The organism is Cellulomonas iranensis NBRC 101100 = JCM 18110, assembly GCF_001552375.1.
GTDB classification, from domain to species: Bacteria; Actinomycetota; Actinomycetes; order Actinomycetales; family Cellulomonadaceae; genus Cellulomonas; species Cellulomonas iranensis.
Map to the genome: position 1 here is coordinate 15,816 of NZ_BCRB01000012.1, position 20,865 is coordinate 36,680.

Consider the following 20,865-nt stretch of genomic DNA (forward strand, 5'->3'; position numbering starts at 1 on the left):
CTTCCGGAGGTCGTTTCGTGGATGTTCCTGTCTGGGCGTGGGCCGTCACCGTCGGCGCCATCCTGCTCATGCTCGCCGTCGACTACGTGGGTCACGTGCGCTCGCCGCACGAGCCCACCCTGCGCGAGTCGGCCTGGTGGTCGGCCGGCTACGTCGGCGTCGCGATCCTCTTCGGCCTCCTCGTGTGGGGCGTGTGGGGCGCGACCTACGGCGGCGAGTACTTCGCCGGGTACGTGACCGAGAAGAGCCTGTCCGTCGACAACCTCTTCGTGTTCGTCCTCATCATGGCGAGCTTCCGCGTGCCGCGGCTGTACCAGCAGAAGGTGCTGCTCATCGGCATCACGATCGCGCTCGTGCTGCGCACGGTCTTCATCTTCGTCGGCGCCGCGATGATCGAGAACCTGTCGTGGATCTTCTACATCTTCGGCGCGTTCCTGCTGTACACCGCGTGGACGCAGATCAGGTCGGGCAGCGAGGAGGAGGGCGAGTACCACGAGAACGCGGTGCTCCGCTGGACGCGTCGCGCGTTCCCGACGACCGACGACTACGTCGAGGACAAGATGGTCGTCCGCCGCGACGGCAAGCGGTTCATCACCCCGATGCTCATCGTCATGATCGCGATCGGCACCGCCGACATCATCTTCGCGGTCGACTCGATCCCGGCGATCTTCGGCCTCACGCAGGAGACCTACCTCGTCTTCACGGCCAACGCGTTCTCGCTGCTGGGCCTGCGGCAGCTGTTCTTCCTCATCGACGGGCTGCTCGACAAGCTCGTGTACCTGTCGTACGGCCTGGGCTTCATCCTCGGCTTCATCGGCGTGAAGCTGCTCATCCACGCGCTGCACACCAACGAGGTCGGCTTCATCAACGGCGGCGAGCACGTCACCGCGATCCCCGAGGTCAACACGTGGGTGTCGCTCGGGGTCATCATCGCGACCCTGGTCGTCACCACGGTGCTGTCGTTGCGCCGCACCCGCAAGGACGCCGCCGCGTCCGCGGCCGCGCAGGCGTCGTCGCGCGAGGCGCGCCTGGGCGTGCACGCCGACGCCCCCGAGGGTCCCGGCGTCGGGCGTGACGAGATCCGGGACGACCGTCCGTGACCCACGAGCTGCCCGCGGCCTTCCAGGTCGCCTCGCTCGTCGCGGTCGTCGCGATCCTCCTGGTCGACCTCGCCATCGTGCGGCGCCGTCCGCACGTGCCGAGCGTGCGCGAGAGCGTCACGTGGGTGCTCGTGTACGTGGGTCTCGCGCTCGCCTTCGCCGGGCTGCTGTCCGTCGTCGGCGGCGCGGCGCCCGCGGGGGAGTTCGTCGCCGGCTGGTTGACCGAGTACAGCCTGTCGGTCGACAACCTGTTCGTGTTCCTGCTGATCATGTCGAGCTTCGCCGTGCCGCGGGAGCAGCAGCAGCGCGTCCTCATGGTCGGCATCGTCGTGGCCCTCGTGCTGCGCGGCGGGTTCATCCTGGCCGGTGCGGCGCTCATCGAGCGGTACACGTGGGTGTTCTACCTGTTCGGCGCCTTCCTCGTGTGGACGGCCGTGAAGGTCGCCCGCGAGGGCGCGGGCGACGACGACGAGGAGTACAGCGAGAACGCGGTCGTGCGGGTCGTGCGGCGCGTGCTGCCGATGTCCTCGACGTACGACGGCGGGAACCTGCGCACCGAGCGCGACGGGCGGCGGGTCTTCACGCCGCTGCTCGTCGTCTTCCTCGCGATCGGCACGACCGACGTGCTGTTCGCCTTCGACTCGATCCCCGCGATCTTCGGGCTCACGCACGACCCGTTCATCGTGTTCACCGCGAACGTCTTCGCGCTGATGGGGCTGCGGCAGCTGTACTTCCTGCTGGGGGGACTGCTCGACACGCTCGTCTACCTGCCCTACGGGCTGGCGGCGGTGCTCGCGTTCATCGGCGGGAAGCTCGTGCTCGAGGCGCTCGCGACGAACACGCTGGGCTTCGTCAACGGCGGCGAGCCCGTGGCGTGGGCGCCCGAGGTGCCGACCTGGCTCTCGCTCGTGGTGATCGCGGGCGCGCTAGGTGCCGCGACGGTCGCGAGCCTCGTGCTGGGCCCGCGACGGTCGGTCGCTGCGCCACCCGCGCAGCACGACGACCCCCCGGCCCCCGGTCGACCGGGCGCCTGACGCGCGCGCGGGGTGGGCGCGTCTCGTGCCCACCCCGGCCGGTCGGTCTCAGACGGTCGTCGCCCACGGGCCGAGCACGACGTCCCACACGCGCACCTCGGTGGCGGCGACGAGCCCCTCGCGCGCGAACGGGTCCTGCGCGAGCAGGAGGCGCAACGCGGCCTCGTCCGTGGCGCGGAACACGAGCAGAGCGCCCGGGTCGCCGTCCGTGAACGGTCCCGAGCCGAGCAGCGCGCCGGCGTCGGCCTGCTGCGCGAGCCACGCGCGGTGCTCGGGACGCACGGTGTCGCGCACGTCGGCGCGCTCGTCGTAGGTGTAGCGGACGGCGAATGTGGTCATGGCGACATCCTGCCCGAGCCGCGCGGCGCGGTGGGCGCGCGCGGCGGTGGCAGAGTGGCGGCATGACCTCGACGACCCCGCCGGCACCGCGGCGGCAGCGCACCCTGCTGACCGACGAGCTGCTCGAGCGCGTCCGCTCGCGCGCCGACGCCCACGACCGCGACAACACGTTCCCGCACGACGACCTGGCCGACCTCGTCGCGGCGGGCTACCTCACGGCGTTCGTGCCGGAGCGGCTCGGCGGTGCCGGCCTGACCCTCGAGGAGGTCGCGCGCGAGCAGGTCCGGCTCGCGGGCGCCGCGCCTGCGACGGCCCTCGCGGTGAACATGCACCTCGTGGTCACCGGGCTCGCGGCGCTGCTCGACGCGCGCGGCGACGGCTCGGTGGAGTTCGTGCTGCGGGACGCCGCCGCAGGCGAGGTGTTCGCGTTCGGCAACTCCGAGGCAGGCAACGACCTCGTGATGTTCGCGTCGCGCACGCGCGCCGAGCGCCAGGACGACGGTGGCTACCGGTACCACGGCACCAAGATCTTCACGTCGCTCTCGCCCGTGTGGACGCGGCTGGCGACGTTCGGCCTCGACGACTCCGACCCCGACGACCCGCGGCTCGTGCACGGCGTCGTCGCGCGCGAGGACGGCGGCGTGCGGGCCAAGGACGACTGGGACACGCTCGGCATGCGGGCCACGCAGTCCGCGACCACGGTCCTCGAGGGCGCGTACGCGCCGCCGGACCGCGTGTACCGGCGGCTGCCCCCGGGCCCGAGCGCCGACCCGTTCGTGTTCGCGCTCTTTGCGGTCTTCGAGACGCTGCTGGCTGCCGTGTACACGGGGATCGGGCGTCGCGCGCTCGAGGTGGGCGTCGCGCACGCGCGCCGCCGCACCTCGATGAAGAACGGCGGGCGCAGGTACGCGCAGGACCCCGACATCCGGTGGCGGGTCGCGGACGCCGCGCTCGCGCAGGACGGCGCCGAGCTGCAGCTGTTCGCGCTCGCGCGCGACGTCGACGAGCGGGTCGACCACGGCGCGCGGTGGTTCGCGCAGCTCGTGGGCCTCAAGGTGCGGGCCACCGAGACCGCGCGCGTGGTCGTCGACCACGCGCTGCGGGTGTCGGGCGGCGGCGCCTACTTCACGGGCAGCGAGCTCGCGCGCCTGTACCGGGACGTGCTCGCCGGCATCTACCACCCGTCCGACGACGAGTCCGCGCACGCGACGGTCGCGGCGTCCGTGCTGGGGCCCCTCGAGGGCTGACCGCTCACCAGCCGCGTGCCGCCCAGGCGGCCAGCTGCGGACGCTCGGCACCGAGCGTCGTGTCGTCGCCGTGCCCGGGGTAGACCCCAGTGTCGTCGCGGAACCGGTCGAACACGCGTGCCGTGACGTCGCCCAGCAGCGCCGCGAAACGTACGGGGTCGCCGCCGGTCGCGCCGACGCCGCCGGGGAACAGCGAGTCGCCCGTGAACAGGTGCACGCGCCCCGGCACGGCGCCCGGCGCCGCGGCGTCCGCGGGCTCGGTCAGCGCGAGCGCGACCGACCCCGGGGTGTGCCCGCGCAGCGCGACGACCTCGAGCACGAGGTCGCCGACCGCGACCGTGTCGCCGTGCCGCAGACGCGTGGTCACCGGGTGGTCGGTCGCGGCGGCGATCGCGTCCGCGTCGTCCACCCCGGCCGCGACGTGCGCTCCGGTCACCGCCACCACCGACGTCAGCGCGCCGACGTGGTCGTGGTGGCGGTGCGTGACGACGACGACGTCGAGCCGCGCCGACGGCGAGCCCTCGCGCACGAGCGCGAGCAGCCGGTCCGGGTCGGCGGGCGCGTCGACGAGCAGCTGCGCGCCCGTGCGGCGGCACGTCAGCAGGTAGGCCGCGTTGTCCGTCGGACCGACGGCGACCTTGCGGATCTCCGCGCCGTCGAGCACGCGCACGTCGGTCGGGCCGCCGACGTGCACCCGCCCCGTGTAGCCCGGTCCCGTCATCGTGCCTCCACCGAGGTGCCGTCGTCCGCCGCGTCGGCCGCGGCGGCTGCCCGGCACGCGACGTCGTGGCTGTGGGCCGCGCGCACGAGCGCGAGGTGGGACAGCGCCTGCGGCACGTTGCCGACCATGCGCCGCGCCCGCGGGTCGTACTGCTCCGCGAGCAGCCCCACGTCGTTCGCGAGCGGCACCAGCGCGTCGAGCACCCGGGTCGACCCGGCGACGTCGCCCGCGCGCGCGAGCGCGTCCGCGAGCCAGAACGAGCACGCGAGGAACGGCGCCTCGTCGCCCTCCAGGCCGTCGTCGGTCCGCTCGGCGCGGTAGCGCAGCAGCAGCCCCGGCGCGACCTCGAGCTCGTCGCGCACCCGTGCGACCGTCGCGAGGACGCGCGGGTCGTCCGCGGGCAGGAAGCCGACCTGCACCATCTGCAGCAGGGACGCGTCGGTGTGCGTCGCTCCGTAGTGCTGCACGAAGCTGCCGACCTCGTCGGACCAGCCGTGCGCCAGCACGTCGGCGCGGATCTCGTCGCGCGCGGTGCGCCACCGGTCCAGCGGCGCGGGCAGCCCGTGGTCCTCCGCGCCGCGGATCGACCGGTCGAGCGCCGCCCAGGCCATGATCTTCGAGTGCGTGAAGTGGCGTGGCTCGCCGCGGACCTCCCAGATGCCGCGGTCCGGCTCGCGCCAGCCGCGGACCAGGTCGTCGACGAGCCGACGCTGCAGCGACCACGAGTCGGCGGTCTCGGCCAGGCCCGCGTCGCGCGCCATCGCGAGGGCCGACATCACCTCGCCCAGCACGTCGTGCTGCACCTGGTCGACCGCGCCGTTGCCGAGCCGCACCGGCCGCGACCCGGCGTAGCCCGGCAGGTGGTCGAGGTGCGTCTCGGGGAGCCGGCGCCCCCCGTCCAGGCGGTACATGATCTGCAGGTCGCGCGGGTCCCCGGCCACGGCCCGCTCGAGCCAGTCCCGCCACTGCGTGGCCTCGTCGCGGAACCCCTGCTCCAGCAGCGCCTCGAGCGTGAGCGCCGCGTCGCGCAGCCAGCAGTACCGGTAGTCCCAGTTGCGCTCGCCGCCGAACGTCTCGGGCAGCGAGGTCGTCGGCGCGGCGACGATGCCGCCCGTCGTCACGTCGGTCAGCATCCGCAGGACCAGCAGCGAGCGGACGACGGCCTCGCCGTACGGGCCGTCGTACGTGCAGTCCCGCGCCCACAGGCCCCACGCGATCACGGTCTCGTCGAGCCGGTCCGGCACCGTGAGCCGCGACGGGACGGGCTGCCACGAGTGCACCCACGTGAGGGACAGCTCGACGCTCTCGCCCGCGCGCAGCGTGAAGCGGTCGCGGTGCCGGTGGTCGACGGCGCGGGGGAGCCGGTCGCCGCGCAGGACCAGCGAGTCGGGCCCCGCGATCGCGCGGATCGCGTCGTTCCCGTCGGCGTCGCGCTCGTGCCGGACCCACGGCTGGATGCCGCCGTAGCCGAACCGCACGACCCACTCGTGCTCGACCTCGACCTCGCCGTGCGTGCACTCGACGCGCCGCACGACGTCGCTGCGGCCGTCGCCGAGCGGCATGGCGTCCGTCGCGACGGCCGTGCCGGTCGGCGTGACGTACGTCGTGTCGAGCACGAACGAGTCGCCACGGTACGTCCGCGTCACGGACGTCGCGTCGCGCACCGTCAGGAGCCAGCGCCCGTGGTCGGGCGTGCCGAGCAGCGCCGCGAAGCACGCGTCGGAGTCGAAGCGCGGCAGGCACAGCCAGTCGAGGGACCCCCCGCGCGAGACGAGGGCGGCGGTGTGGCCGTCTCCGAGGACCGCGTAGTCCTCGATGGGGACCTGGCAGCCGAGCAGGTCGGGGTGCCGCCGGGACGCGTCGGGGCTGGTCGTGGGCTCCATCGTGACCAGCATGGACCGGACGGGCGTCGCTCGCGCGCGCTGCGGCGCGGGCGTGCGCGTGCGGCCGACGGGGCGCGCGTCACGTCGAACACGTGTGCGATTGTCGGAGGGCGGTCGTAGACTGCACGGCTGTGACGCAACCTCTGTCCGACCGTCTCGTGGTCCGCGGCGCCCGGGAGCACAACCTCCGCAACGTCGACCTCGACCTGCCGCGCGACGCCATGATCGCGTTCACCGGCCTGTCCGGCTCCGGCAAGTCGTCGCTCGCGTTCGACACGATCTTCGCCGAGGGCCAGCGCCGCTACGTCGAGTCCCTGTCGGCGTACGCGCGGCAGTTCCTCGGGCAGATGGACAAGCCCGACGTCGACTTCATCGAGGGCCTGTCGCCCGCCGTGTCGATCGACCAGAAGTCGACGAACCGCAACCCGCGGTCGACCGTCGGCACCATCACCGAGGTCTACGACTACCTGCGCCTGCTGTTCGCGCGCGCCGGCACGCAGCACTGCCCGGTCTGCGGCGAGCGCGTCCAGGCGCAGACGCCGCAGCAGATCGTGGACCGCCTGCTCGAGCTGCCCGAGGGCACGCGCTACCAGGTGCTGGCGCCCGTCGTCCGCGGCCGCAAGGGCGAGTACGCCGACCTGTTCCGCGAGCTGCAGGGCAAGGGCTTCGCGCGCGCCCGCGTCGACGGCGAGGTCGTCCAGCTCGCGTCGCCGCCCACGCTCGAGAAGAAGCTCAAGCACGACATCGAGGTCGTCGTCGACCGGCTCGTGTCGCGCGAGGGCGTGCAGCGTCGCCTCACCGACTCGGTCGAGACCGCCCTCGGGCTCGCGGGCGGCCTGCTGGTCGTCGAGCTCGTCGACGCCGATGGGGACGACCCGCAGCGCGAGCGCCGCTTCTCCGAGCACCGCTCGTGCCCGAACGACCACGTCCTCACGCTCGACGAGATCGAGCCCCGCACGTTCTCGTTCAACGCGCCCTACGGCGCGTGCCCCGAGTGCACCGGCATCGGCTCGCGGCTCGAGGTCGACCCCGACCTCATCGTCCCGGACGACGAGCTGTCGCTCGCCCAGGGCGCGGTCGCGCCGTGGGCGCAGACGTCCTCGGAGTACTTCCAGCGCGTCCTGACGGCCCTCGCGGACGACCTGGGCTTCTCGATGGACACGCCCTGGCGTGCGCTGCCGAAGCGCGCCCGCGACGCCGTCCTGCACGGGCAGAACCACGAGGTGCACGTGCGCTACCGCAACCGGTGGGGGCGCGAGCGGCAGTACTCGACGGGGTTCGAGGGCGTCATCACGTTCCTCGAGCGGCGCCACTCCGAGACCGAGTCGGAGTGGAGCAAGGAGAAGTACGAGGCGTTCATGCGCGAGGTCCCGTGCCCCGCGTGCGACGGCGCCCGCCTCAAGCCCGAGGTGCTCGCGGTCAAGGTCGGCGGCCGCTCCATCGCCGACGTCTGCTCGCTGCCCATCGACGAGGCGCGCGACTTCATCGACGGCCTCGAGCTCGGCGAGCGCGAGCGCGCGATCGCCGCGCAGGTCGTCAAGGAGATCCAGGCGCGGCTCGGGTTCCTGCTCGACGTCGGCCTGGACTACCTGTCGCTCATGCGCCCCGCCGGCACGCTCTCGGGCGGCGAGGCGCAGCGGATCCGGCTCGCGACGCAGATCGGCTCGGGCCTCGTCGGCGTGCTGTACGTGCTCGACGAGCCGTCCATCGGGCTGCACCAGCGTGACAACCGCCGCCTCATCGAGACGCTCACGCGGCTGCGCGACCTCGGCAACACGCTCATCGTCGTCGAGCACGACGAGGACACCATCCGCACCGCCGACTGGATCGTCGACATCGGCCCCGGCGCGGGCGAGCACGGCGGTCGCGTCGTGCACTCGGGCGACCTCGAGGGCCTGCTCGCGTCGCAGGAGTCCGTCACGGGCGCCTACCTCTCGGGGCGGCGCTCGATCCCCATGCCCGCGACGCGGCGCCCCGTGGACCGCTCGCGGCAGGTCACGGTGGTCGGCGCGCGCGAGAACAACCTGCGCGGCATCGACGTGTCGTTCCCGCTCGGCGTGCTCACGGCCGTCACCGGGGTGTCGGGCTCGGGCAAGTCGACGCTCGTGAACTCGATCCTCTACACGGTCATGGCGAACGAGCTCAACGGGGCCCGGCAGGTCGCCGGGCGTCACAAGCGCGTGACGGGTCTGGACCAGCTCGACAAGGTCGTGCACGTCGACCAGGGGCCGATCGGCCGGACGCCGCGCTCCAACCCCGCGACGTACACGGGCGTGTGGGACCACGTGCGACGGCTGTTCGCCGAGACGTCGGAGGCCAAGGTCCGCGGGTACACGCCGGGCCGGTTCTCGTTCAACGTCAAGGGCGGGCGCTGCGAGGCGTGCTCGGGCGACGGCACGCTCAAGATCGAGATGAACTTCCTGCCCGACGTCTACGTGCCGTGCGAGGTCTGCCACGGCGCGCGGTACAACCGCGAGACGCTCGAGGTGCACTTCAAGGGCAAGACGGTCGCCGACGTGCTCGAGATGCCCATCGAGGAGGCCGCCGAGTTCTTCGCCGCGGTGCCGGCGATCTCCCGGCACCTGCGCACCCTGGTCGACGTCGGCCTCGGGTACGTGCGCCTCGGCCAGCCCGCACCGACGCTCTCGGGCGGCGAGGCGCAGCGCGTCAAGCTCGCGTCCGAGCTCCAGCGCAGGTCGACGGGACGCACCATCTACGTGCTCGACGAGCCCACCACGGGTCTGCACTTCGAGGACATCCGCAAGTTGCTCGGCGTGCTGCAGTCGCTCGTCGACAAGGGCAACACCGTGCTCGTCATCGAGCACAACCTCGACGTGATCAAGAACGCCGACTGGGTCGTCGACATGGGCCCCGAGGGCGGGTCGGGCGGTGGCACCGTCGTGGCGCAGGGCACGCCCGAGCACGTCGCGTCCGTGCCGCAGAGCCACACCGGCCGGTTCCTCGCCGAGGTTCTTGAGCCCGAGCGCGTCGAGGTGAGCGCCTGACGCCCTGACGCGTCGCTCGGGGCGGGTGCCGGGTCGCGCGACCCCGCACCCGCCGCAAGGCGTCTCAGGCGGTGACGACCACGGGCGCCGGCTCGTGGCGCACCGTGAAGTTGACCGACCGTGCGATGAAGCAGTGCTCGTGCGCGCGGCGGTGCACGTCCGCCAGCAGCGCGTCGTCCACGGCGCGGCCGTCGGACGCGGTGCCGCCACGGACCGTCACGCGCGGCCGCAGCACGACCTCGGTGAACTGGCCCTGCCCCTGGCTCTCGATGCGCATGGTGCCCGAGGCCGCGTCCTCGTACCCGACCACGACGACGCCCGCGCTCGCCGCGAGGTGCAGGAACCACAGCATGTGGCACTGCGCGAGCGCGCCGACGAGCAGGTCCTCGGGCGACCAGCGGTCCGCGTCGCCACGGAAGTGCGGGTCCGACGTGCCGAGCAGGGCGGGCTTGCCGCCCGCCGTCAGCGCGTGGTCGCGGCCGTAGGACGTGTAGGTCGCGGTCCCCGCCTCACCCGCGCCGGTCCACGTGAGGTCCACCGAGTACTGGTGCAGCAGCTGTGCCATGCACCGACCCTAGTGGTGCACGTCACACGTGCGCCCCGCGGTGGCCGCGTGGCGAGGCCGTGTCGGTGCCGCGAACTAGGCTCGGACGCATGGCCGATCCCGCGACCTACCGTCCCGCGCCGGGGGAGATCCCCGACGCCCCCGGCGTGTACCGGTTCCGCGACGAGCACGGCCGCGTCGTCTACGTGGGCAAGGCCAAGAGCCTGCGCAACCGCCTGAACAGCTACTTCCAGGACCTCGCCGGGCTGCACCCGCGCACGCAGCAGATGGTCACGACCGCGGCCTCGGTGCAGTGGACGGTCGTCGGCACCGAGGTCGAGGCGCTCGCGCTCGAGTACTCGTGGATCAAGGAGTTCGACCCGCGGTTCAACGTCAAGTACCGCGACGACAAGTCCTACCCGTACCTCGCGGTCACGATGGCGGACGAGGTGCCGCGCGTGCAGGTCATGCGCGGCGCGAAGCGGCGCGGCACGCGCTACTTCGGGCCGTACGCGCACGCGTGGGCGATCCGCGAGACGGTCGACCTCCTGCTGCGCGTGTTCCCGGTGCGGACGTGCTCGGCGGGCGTCTTCAAGCGCGCGAAGCAGCAGGGCCGGCCGTGCCTCCTGGGCTACATCGACAAGTGCTCGGCTCCGTGCGTCGGGCGGATCGGCGTCGACGAGCACCACCAGCTCGCGCAGGACTTCTGCGACTTCATGGCGGGCGACACCGCGCGCTTCACGCGCCGCCTCACCGCGCGCATGAAGGAGGCGGCCGCCGAGCTCGACTTCGAACGTGCCGCGCGGCTGCGTGACGACATCGCGACGCTCGAGAAGGCGACCGAGCGCAACGCGGTCGTGCTGTCCGACGGCACCGACGCGGACCTCTTCGCGATGGCCGGCGACGAGCTCGAGGCGGCCGTCCAGGTCTTCCACGTGCGTGACGGCCGCATCCGCGGGCAGCGCGGCTGGGTCGTCGAGAAGGTCGAGGACCTCGACGACGCCGCGCTCGTCGAGCACCTGCTGCAGCAGGTGTACGGCGGCGAGGACGCCGGCACGGCGCCCGGCGCGGTCCCGCGCGAGGTGCTCGTGCCGGTCCTGCCCGCCAACCTCGACGAGGTGCAGGCCTGGCTCAGCGGCCTGCGCGGCAGCCGCGTGAGCGTGCGCGTGCCGCAGCGGGGCGACAAGCGCGAGCTCGCGGCGACCGTGCTGCGCAACGCCGAGCACGCGCTCGCGCTGCACCGCACGCGCCGCGCGGGCGACCTCACGACCCGCAGCCAGGCGCTGCGCGAGATCCAGGAGGCGCTCGACCTGCCGAGCGCGCCGCTGCGCATCGAGTGCTACGACGTGTCGCACAACCAGGGCACGTACCAGTCCGCGTCGATGGTGGTGTTCGAGGACGGGCTCGCGCGCAAGAGCGAGTACCGGCTGTTCTCGGTGCGCGGCCCCGAGGGCCAGGGCGCACGCGACGACACGGCGGCGATGCACGAGGTCATCACGCGCCGCTTCCGCCGCTACCTCGCCGAGCGCGCCGAGTCCCACGACCTCGACCTCGGTGACGCCGACGACGAGGACGCGCCGCGCAGCGGCCCGGTCGACGAGCGCACGGGCCGCCCGGCCCGGTTCGCCTACCCGCCCAACCTCGTCGTCGTGGACGGCGGGCCGCCGCAGGTCGCGGCAGCGGCGGCCGCGATGGCCGAGCTGGGCATCGACGACGTCGCGCTGTGCGGCCTGGCCAAGCGGCTCGAGGAGGTGTGGGTGCCGGGGGAGGAGTACCCGGTCATCCTGCAGCGCAGCTCCGAGGGCCTCTACCTGCTGCAGCGCGTGCGCGACGAGGCCCACCGGTTCGCCATCACGGCCCACCGCAAGCGCCGCAGCAAGGGCATGACGGCGTCGGCGCTCGACGACGTGCCGGGCCTCGGCCCGGCGCGCAAGGCCGCGCTGCTGCGGCACTTCGGCTCGGTCAAGCGGCTGCGCGCCGCGTCCGCCGAGGAGATCGCGACGGTGCCGGGCATGGGCGCGCGCACGGCGGAGGCCGTCGTGGCCGCGCTCGCGCCGGCCGCCGAGCCGGGTGCGGCAGGCGTCGGCGTCACGCCCGGCGGGTCCGACGAGGCAGCCGCGGCGTCGCCTGGCACGATGGGGACATGAGCGAGCCGTCGCCGATCACCGTGCCGGCGGGCATCCCCGCCCTCGAGGCCGCGACCGTGGCCCCCGTCCTCGAGCTGCCGCAGGTCCTGGTCATCACCGGGATGTCGGGCGCGGGGCGCACGCGCGCCGCGGCCGTGCTGGAGGACCTCGGCTGGTACGTCGTCGACAACCTGCCGGCGCAGATGCTCACGCACCTCGTCGGCATGCTGACCAGCGGTCCGGTCAGCGGCCCCGCGCAGCGGCTCGCGGCCGTCATCGACGTGCGCGGCCGCGAGTACTTCGCCGCGCTCACGGGCGTCCTCGACGACCTGCAGAGCCGCGGCGTCGAGCTGCGCGTGCTGTTCCTCGACGCGTCCGACGAGGTGCTCGTGCGGCGCTTCGAGCAGGTGCGGCGTCCGCACCCGCTGCAGGGCGACGGCCGGATCCTCGACGGCATCGCGCACGAGCGCACGCTCCTGTCGGACCTGCGCGAGCGCGCCGACACCGTGATCGACACGTCCGACCTCAACGTGCACGACCTCGCCCGCCTCGTCCGGGCGGGCGTCTCGGGCCCGTCGGAGGACGTGCTGCACGTGTCGGTCCTGTCGTTCGGCTTCAAGTACGGCATCCCGCTCGACGCCGACCACGTCGTCGACGTGCGCTTCCTGTCCAACCCGTACTGGATCACCGAGCTGCGGCACCTGTCGGGCCGCGACGCGCCCGTGCGCGACTACGTCCTCGGGCTGCCGGGCGCCGTGACGTTCGTCGACCGCTACGTCGACGCGCTCGAGCCCGTGCTCGACGGCTACCTGCACGAGGAGAAGCGGTACGCGACCATCGCCGTGGGCTGCACGGGCGGCAAGCACCGCTCGGTCGCCATCAGCGAGGCCATCGCCGCGCGCCTGCGCGAGCGCGGGCACCGCGTGCAGGTCACGGCGCGCGACCTGGGCAAGGAGTGAGCGCGCCGCACGCGAGCCGGTTCGGCGACCCGTCGCGTCCGGCGGTCGTCGCGCTCGGCGGCGGCCACGGGCTCTCGGCGTCGTTGTCGGCGCTGCGGCTCATGACCGACCGCATCACCGCCGTCGTCACGGTCGCGGACGACGGCGGGTCGTCCGGCCGGCTGCGCGAGGAGCTGGGGGTGCTGCCACCGGGCGACCTGCGCATGGCGCTGTCCGCGCTGTGCGACGACTCCGAGTGGGGGCGCACCTGGCGGGACCTGCTCCAGCACCGGTTCTCGTCCGACGGGCCGCTGGACCGGCACTCGGTGGGCAACCTGCTGATCGTCGCGCTGTGGGAGCTGTTCGGGGACACCGTCGAGGGCCTGGACCTCGTCGGTCGCCTGCTGGGCGCGCGCGGCCGGGTGCTGCCGATGGCGTCCGTGCCGCTGCGGATCGAGGCCGACGTCGTCGGGCCGGCGGGGGAGCGCGACGTCGTGCGGGGCCAGACCCACGTGGCCACGACCGGGTGGCGCATCGCCCAGCTGCGGCTCGACCCCGTCGACCCGCCGGCGTGCCCCGAGGCGGTCGACGCGGTGCGCGAGGCCGACTGGGTCGTCCTGGGGCCCGGCTCCTGGTACACGTCGGTGCTGCCGCACCTGCTCGTGCCCGCGCTGCGCGCGGCGCTGCTCGAGACGACCGCGCGCGTCGTCGTGGTGCTCAACCTCACCCCCGACGACGAGACCGCGGGCATGCGCGCGGTGGACCACCTCGCGGTGCTGCGCGCGCACGCGCCCGAGCTGCCCGTGCACGCCGTGGTGGCCGACCCGGCGTCGGTCGAGGACGTCGACGAGCTCGCGGACCTCTGCGCGACGATGGGGGCGCAGCTGCTGGTCCGGCAGGTGCGGCGCGGCGACCAGAGCGCCGTGCACGACCCGCTGCGCCTCGCGGCGGCGCTGCGGGACGTCGTGGAGGACTACCTGGGCGACGTCGGGACGCGCACGGGACGGTGACGCACGCCCGGGCGGACCGGCCGAGATCGGGTCACGAGACGGTCACGACCACGGCCCGCTCGGTGGCAGGATTGCGGCATGGCGCTCACGGCACAGGTGAAGGACGAGCTCGCCCGGCTCAAGGTGGACAAGACCTCGTGCCGCAAGGCGGAGATCTCGGCGACCCTGCGGTTCGCGGGTGGTCTGCACATCATCTCCGGCCGGATCGTCATCGAGGCCGAGCTCGACACCGGGATCGCCGCGCGCCGCCTGCGGCAGGCGATCGCCGAGGTGTACGGGCACGAGAGCGACATCATCGTGGTGTCCGGCGGCGGGCTGCGCCGCGGCAGCCGGTACGTCGTGCGGGTCGTGAAGGACGGCGAGTCGCTCGCGCGGCAGACGGGTCTGCTCGACAACCGGGGGCGCCCCGTGCGCGGGCTGCCGCCGCAGGTCGTGTCCGCGGGCGTCGGCGAGGCCGAGTCCGCCTGGCGCGGCGCGTTCCTCGCGCACGGCTCGCTCACCGAGCCGGGTCGGTCGTCGTCGCTCGAGGTGACCTGCCCCGGGCCGGAGGCGGCGCTCGCGCTGGTCGGCGCGGCGCGGCGGCTGGGCGTGGCCGCGAAGGCGCGGGACGTGCGCGGCGTCGACCGCGTCGTGATCCGCGACGGCGACGCGATCGGCGCGATGCTCACGCGGCTGGGCGCGCACGACACGATGCTGGTGTGGGAGGAGCGTCGCGTGCGGCGCGAGGTGCGCGGCACGGCGAACCGGCTCGCGAACTTCGACGACGCGAACCTGCGGCGCTCGGCGCGGGCCGCGGTGGCCGCCGGCGCACGCGTCGAGCGGGCGTTCGAGATCCTCGGCGAGGACCTGCCCGAGCACCTGCGCCAGGCGGGCGAGCTGCGCCTCGCGCACAAGGAGGCGTCGCTCGAGGAGCTCGGCAAGCTCGCCGAGCCCGCGCTGACCAAGGACGCCGTCGCCGGGCGGATCCGGCGCCTGCTGGCGACCGCCGACCGGCGCGCGGCCGAGCTCGGGATCCCCGACACCGAGGCGGGCCTGAGCCCGGACCTGCTCGACCTGTGACGTCACGCACGGCCGCGGTGCCGGTCGCCGCCGGACGGCCACGCGCGAGGTCGCTCGACGACCGGCCGCGACGCGGTCGGCGGATGGTCCAGCATGCGAACACGTCGGAGGGTGGACCTTCGTCTTGGGCGTGACCTGGGCCACCGGGTATAGGCTCGGGTCATCCGATCGCAACGAGGACGCAACACGCTGGGCAACGTCCGGCGGGTGCGGACCGTGGCGGTCGGGACGCACAGCGGCGTGCGTGACCGAACACCAACTGTGTGCGCCGGCATGAGCACGGCGCGTGCCGAGGAGGGCAAGTGACCATCAAGGTCGGCATCAACGGCTTCGGCCGCATCGGGCGCAACTTCTACCGCGCCATCGTGGCCTCGGGGGCCGACATCGAGATCGTCGGCGTCAACGACCTGACGGACAACCACACCCTGGCCCACCTGCTCAAGTACGACACGGTCCTGGGCCGCTTCCCGCTGAGCGTGGACTACGACGACGAGAACATCATCGTCGACGGCAAGAAGATCCGCGCCCTCGCCGAGCGCAACCCGGCCGACCTGCCCTGGGCGGAGCTCGGCGCGGACATCGTCATCGAGTCGACCGGCTTCTTCACGGACGCCACCAAGGCGAAGGCGCACATCGACGCCGGCGCCAAGAAGGTCATCATCTCGGCCCCGGCCAAGAACGAGGACGGCACGTTCGTCGTCGGCGTGAACCACACCGACTACGACCCGGCCACGCAGCACATCATCTCGAACGCGTCCTGCACCACGAACTGCCTCGCCCCCGTGGCCAAGGCGCTCAACGACGCGATCGGCATCGAGCGTGGTCTCATGACCACGATCCACGCCTACACGGGCGACCAGAACCTGCAGGACGGCCCGCACCGCGACCTGCGTCGCGCCCGCGCCGCCGCGCAGAACATCGTCCCGACGACGACCGGTGCGGCCAAGGCCGTGGCGCTCGTCCTGCCCGAGCTCAAGGGCAAGCTCGACGGCTTCGCGCTCCGCGTGCCGACGATCACCGGCTCGGCCACCGACCTGACCTTCACCGCCTCGCGCGAGGTCACGGTCGAGGAGGTCAACGCCGCGGTCAAGGCCGCCGCCGAGGGTCCGCTCAAGGGCACGCTCGAGTACACCGAGGACGAGATCGTCTCCTCGGACATCGTGACGAACCCGCACCAGAGCATCTTCGACGCGAAGCTCACCAAGGTGATCGGCGACCAGGTCAAGATCATCGCCTGGTACGACAACGAGTGGGGCTACTCGAGCAGCCTCGTCAAGCTGACGGAGTACGTGGGCGCGCGTCTCTGACGCTCGCACCGTAGGCAGTCCATGCGTCCGCGTGCGCCGAGGCCACCGGCCCGGTGCACGCGGACGCTGCCGTGTCCGGGGCTCGACGCCCCACGGCCGTGCCCCCGCACCGCGGGGGAGTCCGAGCCGCCGAGCACCGGCGGCAGCGAGGGAGACACCGACCATGAAGACCATCGAGGACCTGGGCGACCTGCGCGGCAAGCGCGTGCTCGTCCGCTCCGACTTCAACGTGCCGCTCGACGGCACGACCATCACCGATGACGGCCGCATCCGCGCCGCGCTGCCCACGCTGCAGGCGCTGACCGCGCAGGGTGCGCGCGTGATCGTCGTCGCGCACCTGGGCCGCCCCAAGGGCGCGCCCGACGCGAAGTACTCGCTCGCGCCCGTCGCGGCCCGGCTCGGCGAGCTGCTCGGGCAGCCCGTCGCGCTCGCCGAGGACCTCGTCGGGGACTCGGCCAAGGCGACCGTCGCGGCGCTCGAGGACGGGCAGGTCGCCCTGCTCGAGAACGTCCGCTTCGACGCGCGCGAGACGTCGAAGGACGACGCCGAGCGCGGCGCGCTGGCCGACGAGCTCGCGTCCCTCGCGGACGCGTTCGTCTCCGACGGCTTCGGCGTCGTGCACCGCAAGCAGGCGTCGGTCTACGACGTCGCGCTGCGCCTCCCGCACGCCGCGGGCACGCTGGTCCTGGCCGAGGTCGAGGCGCTCCGCAAGGCCGTCGAGGACCCCGAGCGCCCCTACGTCGTCGTCCTCGGCGGCGCCAAGGTGTCGGACAAGCTCGGCGTCATCGGCAACCTCATCACCAAGGCCGACAAGCTGCTCATCGGCGGCGGCATGATGTTCACGTTCCTCAAGGCCCAGGGCCACGAGGTCGGCTCCTCGCTGCTCGAGGAGGACCAGGTCGACACGGTCAAGGGCTACCTCGCGCAGGCGCAGGAGGCCGGCGTCGAGATCGTCCTGCCCGTCGACACGCTGGTCGCGCCCGAGTTCGGCTCGGACGACTACCAGGTCGTCGCGGTCGACGCGATCCCGGCCGGCACGATGGGCCTGGACATCGGCCCGAAGTCCGCCGCGCTGTTCCGCGAGGCGATCCTCGCGGCGAAGACGATCGCGTGGAACGGCCCCATGGGCGTGTTCGAGCGTCCCGCGTACGCCGAGGGCACCAAGGCCGTCGCGCAGGCGCTCGTCGACACCGACGGCTTCTCGATCGTCGGCGGCGGCGACTCCGCCGCGGCCGTGCGCCTGCTCGGCTTCGACGAGGCCGGCTTCGGCCACATCTCCACCGGCGGCGGCGCGTCGCTGGAGCTTCTCGAGGGCAAGACCCTTCCCGGCATCGCTGTCCTGGAGGACTGATCGTGGCGACCACCCGCACCCCGCTCATGGCGGGCAACTGGAAGATGAACCTGGACCACCACCAGGCGACGCACACCGTGCAGAAGCTCGCGTGGAGCCTGCGCGACGCCAAGCACGACTACGCGGCCGTCGAGGTCGCGGTGCTCGTCCCGTTCACGGACCTGCGCAGCGTGCAGACCCTCGTGGACGCCGACAAGCTCGAGCTCGTCTACGGCGCGCAGGACGTGTCGGCGCACGAGTCCGGCGCGTACACCGGCGAGATCTCGCCGCTGTTCCTGTCGAAGCTCGGCTGCACCTACGTGGCCGTCGGCCACTCGGAGCGCCGGCAGTACCACCACGAGGACGAGGCCGTCGTCAACGCCAAGGTGAAGTCGGCGCTCGGCGCGGGCCTCGTCCCGATCGTGTGCGTCGGCGAGCCGCTCGAGGTGCGCAAGGCCGCCGAGCACGTGCCGCACACGCTGGCGCAGCTCGACGGTGCGCTCGAGGGCCTGACGGCCGAGCAGGTCGCGGGCCTCGTCGTCGCCTACGAGCCCGTGTGGGCCATCGGCACGGGCGAGACCGCGACGCCCGAGGACGCCCAGGAGCTGTGCGAGGCGATCCGCGTGCGCATCGCCGAGCTGTACGACCAGGCCACGGCCGACGCCGTGCGCGTGCTGTACGGCGGCTCGGTGAAGTCCTCGAACGTCGCGTCGATCATGGCCAAGCCCGACGTGGACGGCGCGCTGGTCGGTGGCGCGAGCCTCGACCCCGAGGAGTTCGCGAAGATCGCGCGGTTCCAGGCGCACACCGTCGCCTGACCCGGCAGTGGTCCGGCCGGTGCGCAGCCGCGCGCCGGCCGGACCACGCCGCAGGGTGCGACGGTGGTGGTCCCGACCGCCTCCCGTCGCCTACCCTGTACCGCGGTCGTCCCGTCCCCGCACCCCGGGGCCGGGTGACCGGAAGCACGAACCAGCACGACCCGCACCGACGCCGCGCGCGGCCCGGCGCACCGCTGCACCGACCGCCCGAGTGAGGAACCCACCGACGTGACTGCCCTGCGTATCACCCTCCAGGTGCTGCTGGTCCTGACCAGCCTCCTTCTCGTCCCGCTGGTGCTGCTGCACAAGGGCAAGGGCGGTGGCCTCTCGGACATGTTCGGCGGTGGCATCACGGCCAGCGCCGGTTCGTCGGGCGTCGCCGAGCGCAACCTCAACAGGATCACCGTCGGCGTCGCGCTGACGTGGACCGTGATGATCGTGCTGCTCGGCCTCATCGAGAAGTTCTCCGAGTAAGGGGGCACGGCCATGGCGAGCGGAAGTGCGATCAGGGGGTCGCGCGTCGGTGCCGGTCCGATGGGCGAGGCGGAGCGCGGCGACGCCGCGCCGCGCGTCTGGATCTCCTACTGGTGCGCGAACGGCCACGAGACGCGGCCGAGCTTCGCGGAGGAGGCCGCCGCCGAGGCGCCGGCCACCTGGGACTGCCCGCGGTGCGGGTTCCCCGCCGGTCAGGACCCGGAGGCGCCGCCGTCGCCCACGCGCAACGAGCCGTACAAGACGCACCTCGCGTACGTGAAGGAGCGTCGCAGCGAGGAGGACGGCGCGGCGATCCTCGACGAGGCGCTCGCCGCCCTGCGGGCGCGGCGCGGACGTCGCTGACGACGACCACCCTCTACGCGCGAACGGCGTCGCACCCCGCGGGGTGCGACGCCGTCCGCGTCCCCGGCCGGTGACGCGCTCACCGCACGAGCAGCAGCGCGAACCCGTCGTAGCCCTTCTCGCCGACGGTCTGCACGACGGTGCCGTCGACGCGGCCGTCGGCCGCGGCGCGCTCCAGGAACGTGCGCACGCCCTGCACGCGGTCGTCGGGGTGGTCGGCGTCGACCACCGCGCCCCCGCGCACCACGTTGTCGACCACGAGGAGCGTGCCGGGCCGCGACAGCGTCACGGCGCGGTCGAGGTAGGCCGCGAGCTGCTGCTTGTCGGCGTCGACGAACACGAGGTCGAACGGGGCGACGTGGGCGGCCACGAGACGGTCGAGCGACTCCAGGGCTGGTCCCACGACGACGTCGACGCGGTCCTGCAGACCGGCTGCCGCGAGCGACGTCCGGGCGACCGTCGCGTGCGCGTCGCTGACCTCCAGGGTCATGACCGAGCCGTCGGCCGGCACCGCCTGCGCGAGCCACCACGTGCTGTAGCCGCCCAGCGTGCCGATCTCGAGCACGCGGCGCGCACCCACGGCGCGCGCCAGCAGCTCGAGCAGGCGGCCCTGCGCGGAGCTCACCGCGATGTCGGGCAGGCCCGCGTCGGCGGCGGCGGTGCGCACGGCCACGGCGTCGGCACCCTCGGCGACCAGCGGTGCGACGTACGCCTCGACCGCCGTCCACGCGGGGTCCACCTCCGAGCGGGGGCGGCGGGGCCCGGAGACCGGGGGCGTCGCGGCCGGGTCGGCGCCCGGCAGCTCGGCCGCCGACGCGACGTCGACGAGCCACAGCGTGCGCTCCTGCCCGCGGGCGGCGGCGGCGGGCGTGGTCCGGACGTCGTCGCCCGCGAGGGCCCGCGCGACCGCGGGTGCCTTCTCGGCCCCGGCGGCGACGACCCACACCTCCCGCGCCGACCGGATGAGCGGGAACGTGAGCGACACCCGCTCGGACGGCGGCTTGGGGGAGTCGTGCTCCGCGACCACGAGCAGGTTCGCCTCGTACAGCGACGACCGCTCGGGGAACAGCGACGCGACGTGCCCGTCGGGTCCCATGCCGAGCAGCAGCACGTCGAACCGGGGGGCGAGCCCGTCGTCGGCGGCGTGCGCGCGCAGCTCGGCGGCGTAGGCGCGTGCGGCGGCCTCGCCGTCGGGCACGTCGTCGGAGGGCCCCGGGACGGCGTGCACGTTCGCGGCCGGCAGCGCGTCGCCGAGGGCGTCGATCAGCGCCGCGCGGGCCTGCGTCTCGTTGCGGTCCGCGTCGCCCGCCGGCAGGAAGCGCTCGTCGCCCCACCACAGGTGCACGCCCGACCAGTCGACGGCGTCGCGCACCGGCGAGTCCGCGACGGCCCGCAGCGTCGCGATGCCGACCGTCCCGCCCGTGAGCACGACGTGCACGGGCGAGCGGTGCGACTGCAGGTCCACCAGGCGCGTCAGCAGGCGCGCGGCCGCGGCGGCGGCGAGGACGTCGGCGTCGGGGTGGACCAGGACCTCGGGCGTGGCGGTGCTCATGCGTCTCCTCCTCGG

18 protein-coding genes are annotated in these 20,865 nt (G+C 73.6%); 13 read left to right on the top strand and 5 right to left on the bottom strand.

The window, feature by feature from the left end:
- Positions 1-17: 17 nt before the first annotated feature.
- The gene (locus CS2_RS03865; protein ID WP_082739786.1) at positions 18-1,100 is read left to right on the top strand and encodes a TerC family protein; all 1,083 of its coding nucleotides are present in this window, start codon (positions 18-20) and stop codon (positions 1,098-1,100) included.
- Positions 1,097-2,134 (top strand): TerC family protein, encoded by a 1,038-nt coding sequence (locus tag CS2_RS03870; RefSeq protein ID WP_046528477.1) that lies wholly within the window; start codon positions 1,097-1,099, stop codon positions 2,132-2,134. The genes CS2_RS03865 and CS2_RS03870 overlap by 4 nt, the downstream gene beginning before the upstream one ends.
- A gap of 48 nt (positions 2,135-2,182) precedes the next feature.
- Here the strand turns inward: CS2_RS03870 and CS2_RS03875 are convergent, their stop codons facing one another.
- Entirely contained in the window at positions 2,183-2,473 is a 291-nt protein-coding gene (locus tag CS2_RS03875) for a YciI family protein (RefSeq protein ID WP_070318966.1), read from the bottom strand.
- Between the two features lie 62 nt (positions 2,474-2,535).
- Here CS2_RS03875 and CS2_RS03880 point away from each other — a divergent pair, with 62 nt between their 5' ends.
- A complete protein-coding gene (locus tag CS2_RS03880) occupies positions 2,536-3,720 on the top strand; it encodes an acyl-CoA dehydrogenase family protein (protein WP_070318967.1) in 1,185 nt (394 codons plus the stop codon).
- Between the two features lie 4 nt (positions 3,721-3,724).
- Here the strand turns inward: CS2_RS03880 and CS2_RS03885 are convergent, their stop codons facing one another.
- Together CS2_RS03885 and CS2_RS03890 are read right to left on the bottom strand one after the other, a co-directional pair.
- Positions 3,725-4,441, bottom strand: coding sequence for an MBL fold metallo-hydrolase (locus CS2_RS03885; protein ID WP_070318995.1), 717 nt, complete (start codon positions 4,439-4,441; stop codon positions 3,725-3,727).
- Complete coding sequence (locus tag CS2_RS03890) at positions 4,438-6,324, bottom strand: glycoside hydrolase family 15 protein (RefSeq protein ID WP_134852265.1); 1,887 nt, start codon at positions 6,322-6,324, stop codon at positions 4,438-4,440. Before CS2_RS03890 ends, CS2_RS03885 begins: the two co-directional genes overlap by 4 nt.
- A gap of 143 nt (positions 6,325-6,467) precedes the next feature.
- Between CS2_RS03890 and uvrA the strand changes: the two genes are divergently transcribed.
- Positions 6,468-9,329 carry an excinuclease ABC subunit UvrA gene (uvrA, locus tag CS2_RS03895; RefSeq protein WP_070318997.1) on the top strand — a complete coding sequence of 954 codons (2,862 nt, stop codon included), beginning with the start codon at positions 6,468-6,470 and terminating at the stop codon, positions 9,327-9,329.
- 64 nt (positions 9,330-9,393) lie between these two features.
- Here uvrA and CS2_RS03900 read toward each other — a convergent pair whose 3' ends face one another.
- Positions 9,394-9,894, bottom strand: a complete 501-nt coding sequence (locus CS2_RS03900; RefSeq protein WP_070318968.1) for an OsmC family protein — start codon at positions 9,892-9,894, stop codon at positions 9,394-9,396.
- An 89-nt stretch (positions 9,895-9,983) separates the two neighbouring features.
- On the opposite strand from CS2_RS03900, the gene uvrC reads away from it, so the two are divergent.
- From uvrC to CS2_RS03945, 9 genes are all read left to right on the top strand, one after another.
- Positions 9,984-12,020 carry an excinuclease ABC subunit UvrC gene (gene uvrC, locus CS2_RS03905; protein WP_070318969.1) on the top strand — a complete coding sequence of 679 codons (2,037 nt, stop codon included), beginning with the start codon at positions 9,984-9,986 and terminating at the stop codon, positions 12,018-12,020.
- Complete coding sequence (gene rapZ / locus CS2_RS03910) at positions 12,017-12,958, top strand: RNase adapter RapZ (protein ID WP_046528471.1); 942 nt, start codon at positions 12,017-12,019, stop codon at positions 12,956-12,958. The genes uvrC and rapZ overlap by 4 nt, the downstream gene beginning before the upstream one ends.
- Entirely contained in the window at positions 12,955-13,947 is a 993-nt protein-coding gene (locus CS2_RS03915) for a gluconeogenesis factor YvcK family protein (RefSeq protein WP_070318970.1), read from the top strand. Before rapZ ends, CS2_RS03915 begins: the two co-directional genes overlap by 4 nt.
- A gap of 78 nt (positions 13,948-14,025) precedes the next feature.
- A complete protein-coding gene (gene whiA / locus CS2_RS03920) occupies positions 14,026-15,006 on the top strand; it encodes a DNA-binding protein WhiA (RefSeq protein ID WP_070318971.1) in 981 nt (326 codons plus the stop codon).
- A gap of 302 nt (positions 15,007-15,308) precedes the next feature.
- Positions 15,309-16,313: a type I glyceraldehyde-3-phosphate dehydrogenase gene (gene gap / locus CS2_RS03925; protein ID WP_046528468.1), complete on the top strand. Its 1,005-nt coding sequence runs from the start codon at positions 15,309-15,311 to the stop codon at positions 16,311-16,313.
- A gap of 163 nt (positions 16,314-16,476) precedes the next feature.
- Complete coding sequence (locus tag CS2_RS03930) at positions 16,477-17,664, top strand: phosphoglycerate kinase (RefSeq protein ID WP_070318972.1); 1,188 nt, start codon at positions 16,477-16,479, stop codon at positions 17,662-17,664.
- A 2-nt stretch (positions 17,665-17,666) separates the two neighbouring features.
- On the top strand, positions 17,667-18,461 hold the full coding sequence (tpiA, locus tag CS2_RS03935; RefSeq protein WP_082131353.1) for a triose-phosphate isomerase: 795 nt from the start codon (positions 17,667-17,669) through the stop codon (positions 18,459-18,461).
- Between the two features lie 228 nt (positions 18,462-18,689).
- On the top strand, positions 18,690-18,935 hold the full coding sequence (secG, locus tag CS2_RS03940; protein WP_046528466.1) for a preprotein translocase subunit SecG: 246 nt from the start codon (positions 18,690-18,692) through the stop codon (positions 18,933-18,935).
- Between the two features lie 12 nt (positions 18,936-18,947).
- Entirely contained in the window at positions 18,948-19,298 is a 351-nt protein-coding gene (locus CS2_RS03945) for an RNA polymerase-binding protein RbpA (protein WP_046528465.1), read from the top strand.
- 79 nt (positions 19,299-19,377) lie between these two features.
- Here CS2_RS03945 and pgl read toward each other — a convergent pair whose 3' ends face one another.
- The gene (pgl, locus tag CS2_RS19715) at positions 19,378-20,850 is read right to left on the bottom strand and encodes a 6-phosphogluconolactonase (protein WP_070318973.1); all 1,473 of its coding nucleotides are present in this window, start codon (positions 20,848-20,850) and stop codon (positions 19,378-19,380) included.
- Between the last annotated feature and the right edge of the window lie 15 nt (positions 20,851-20,865).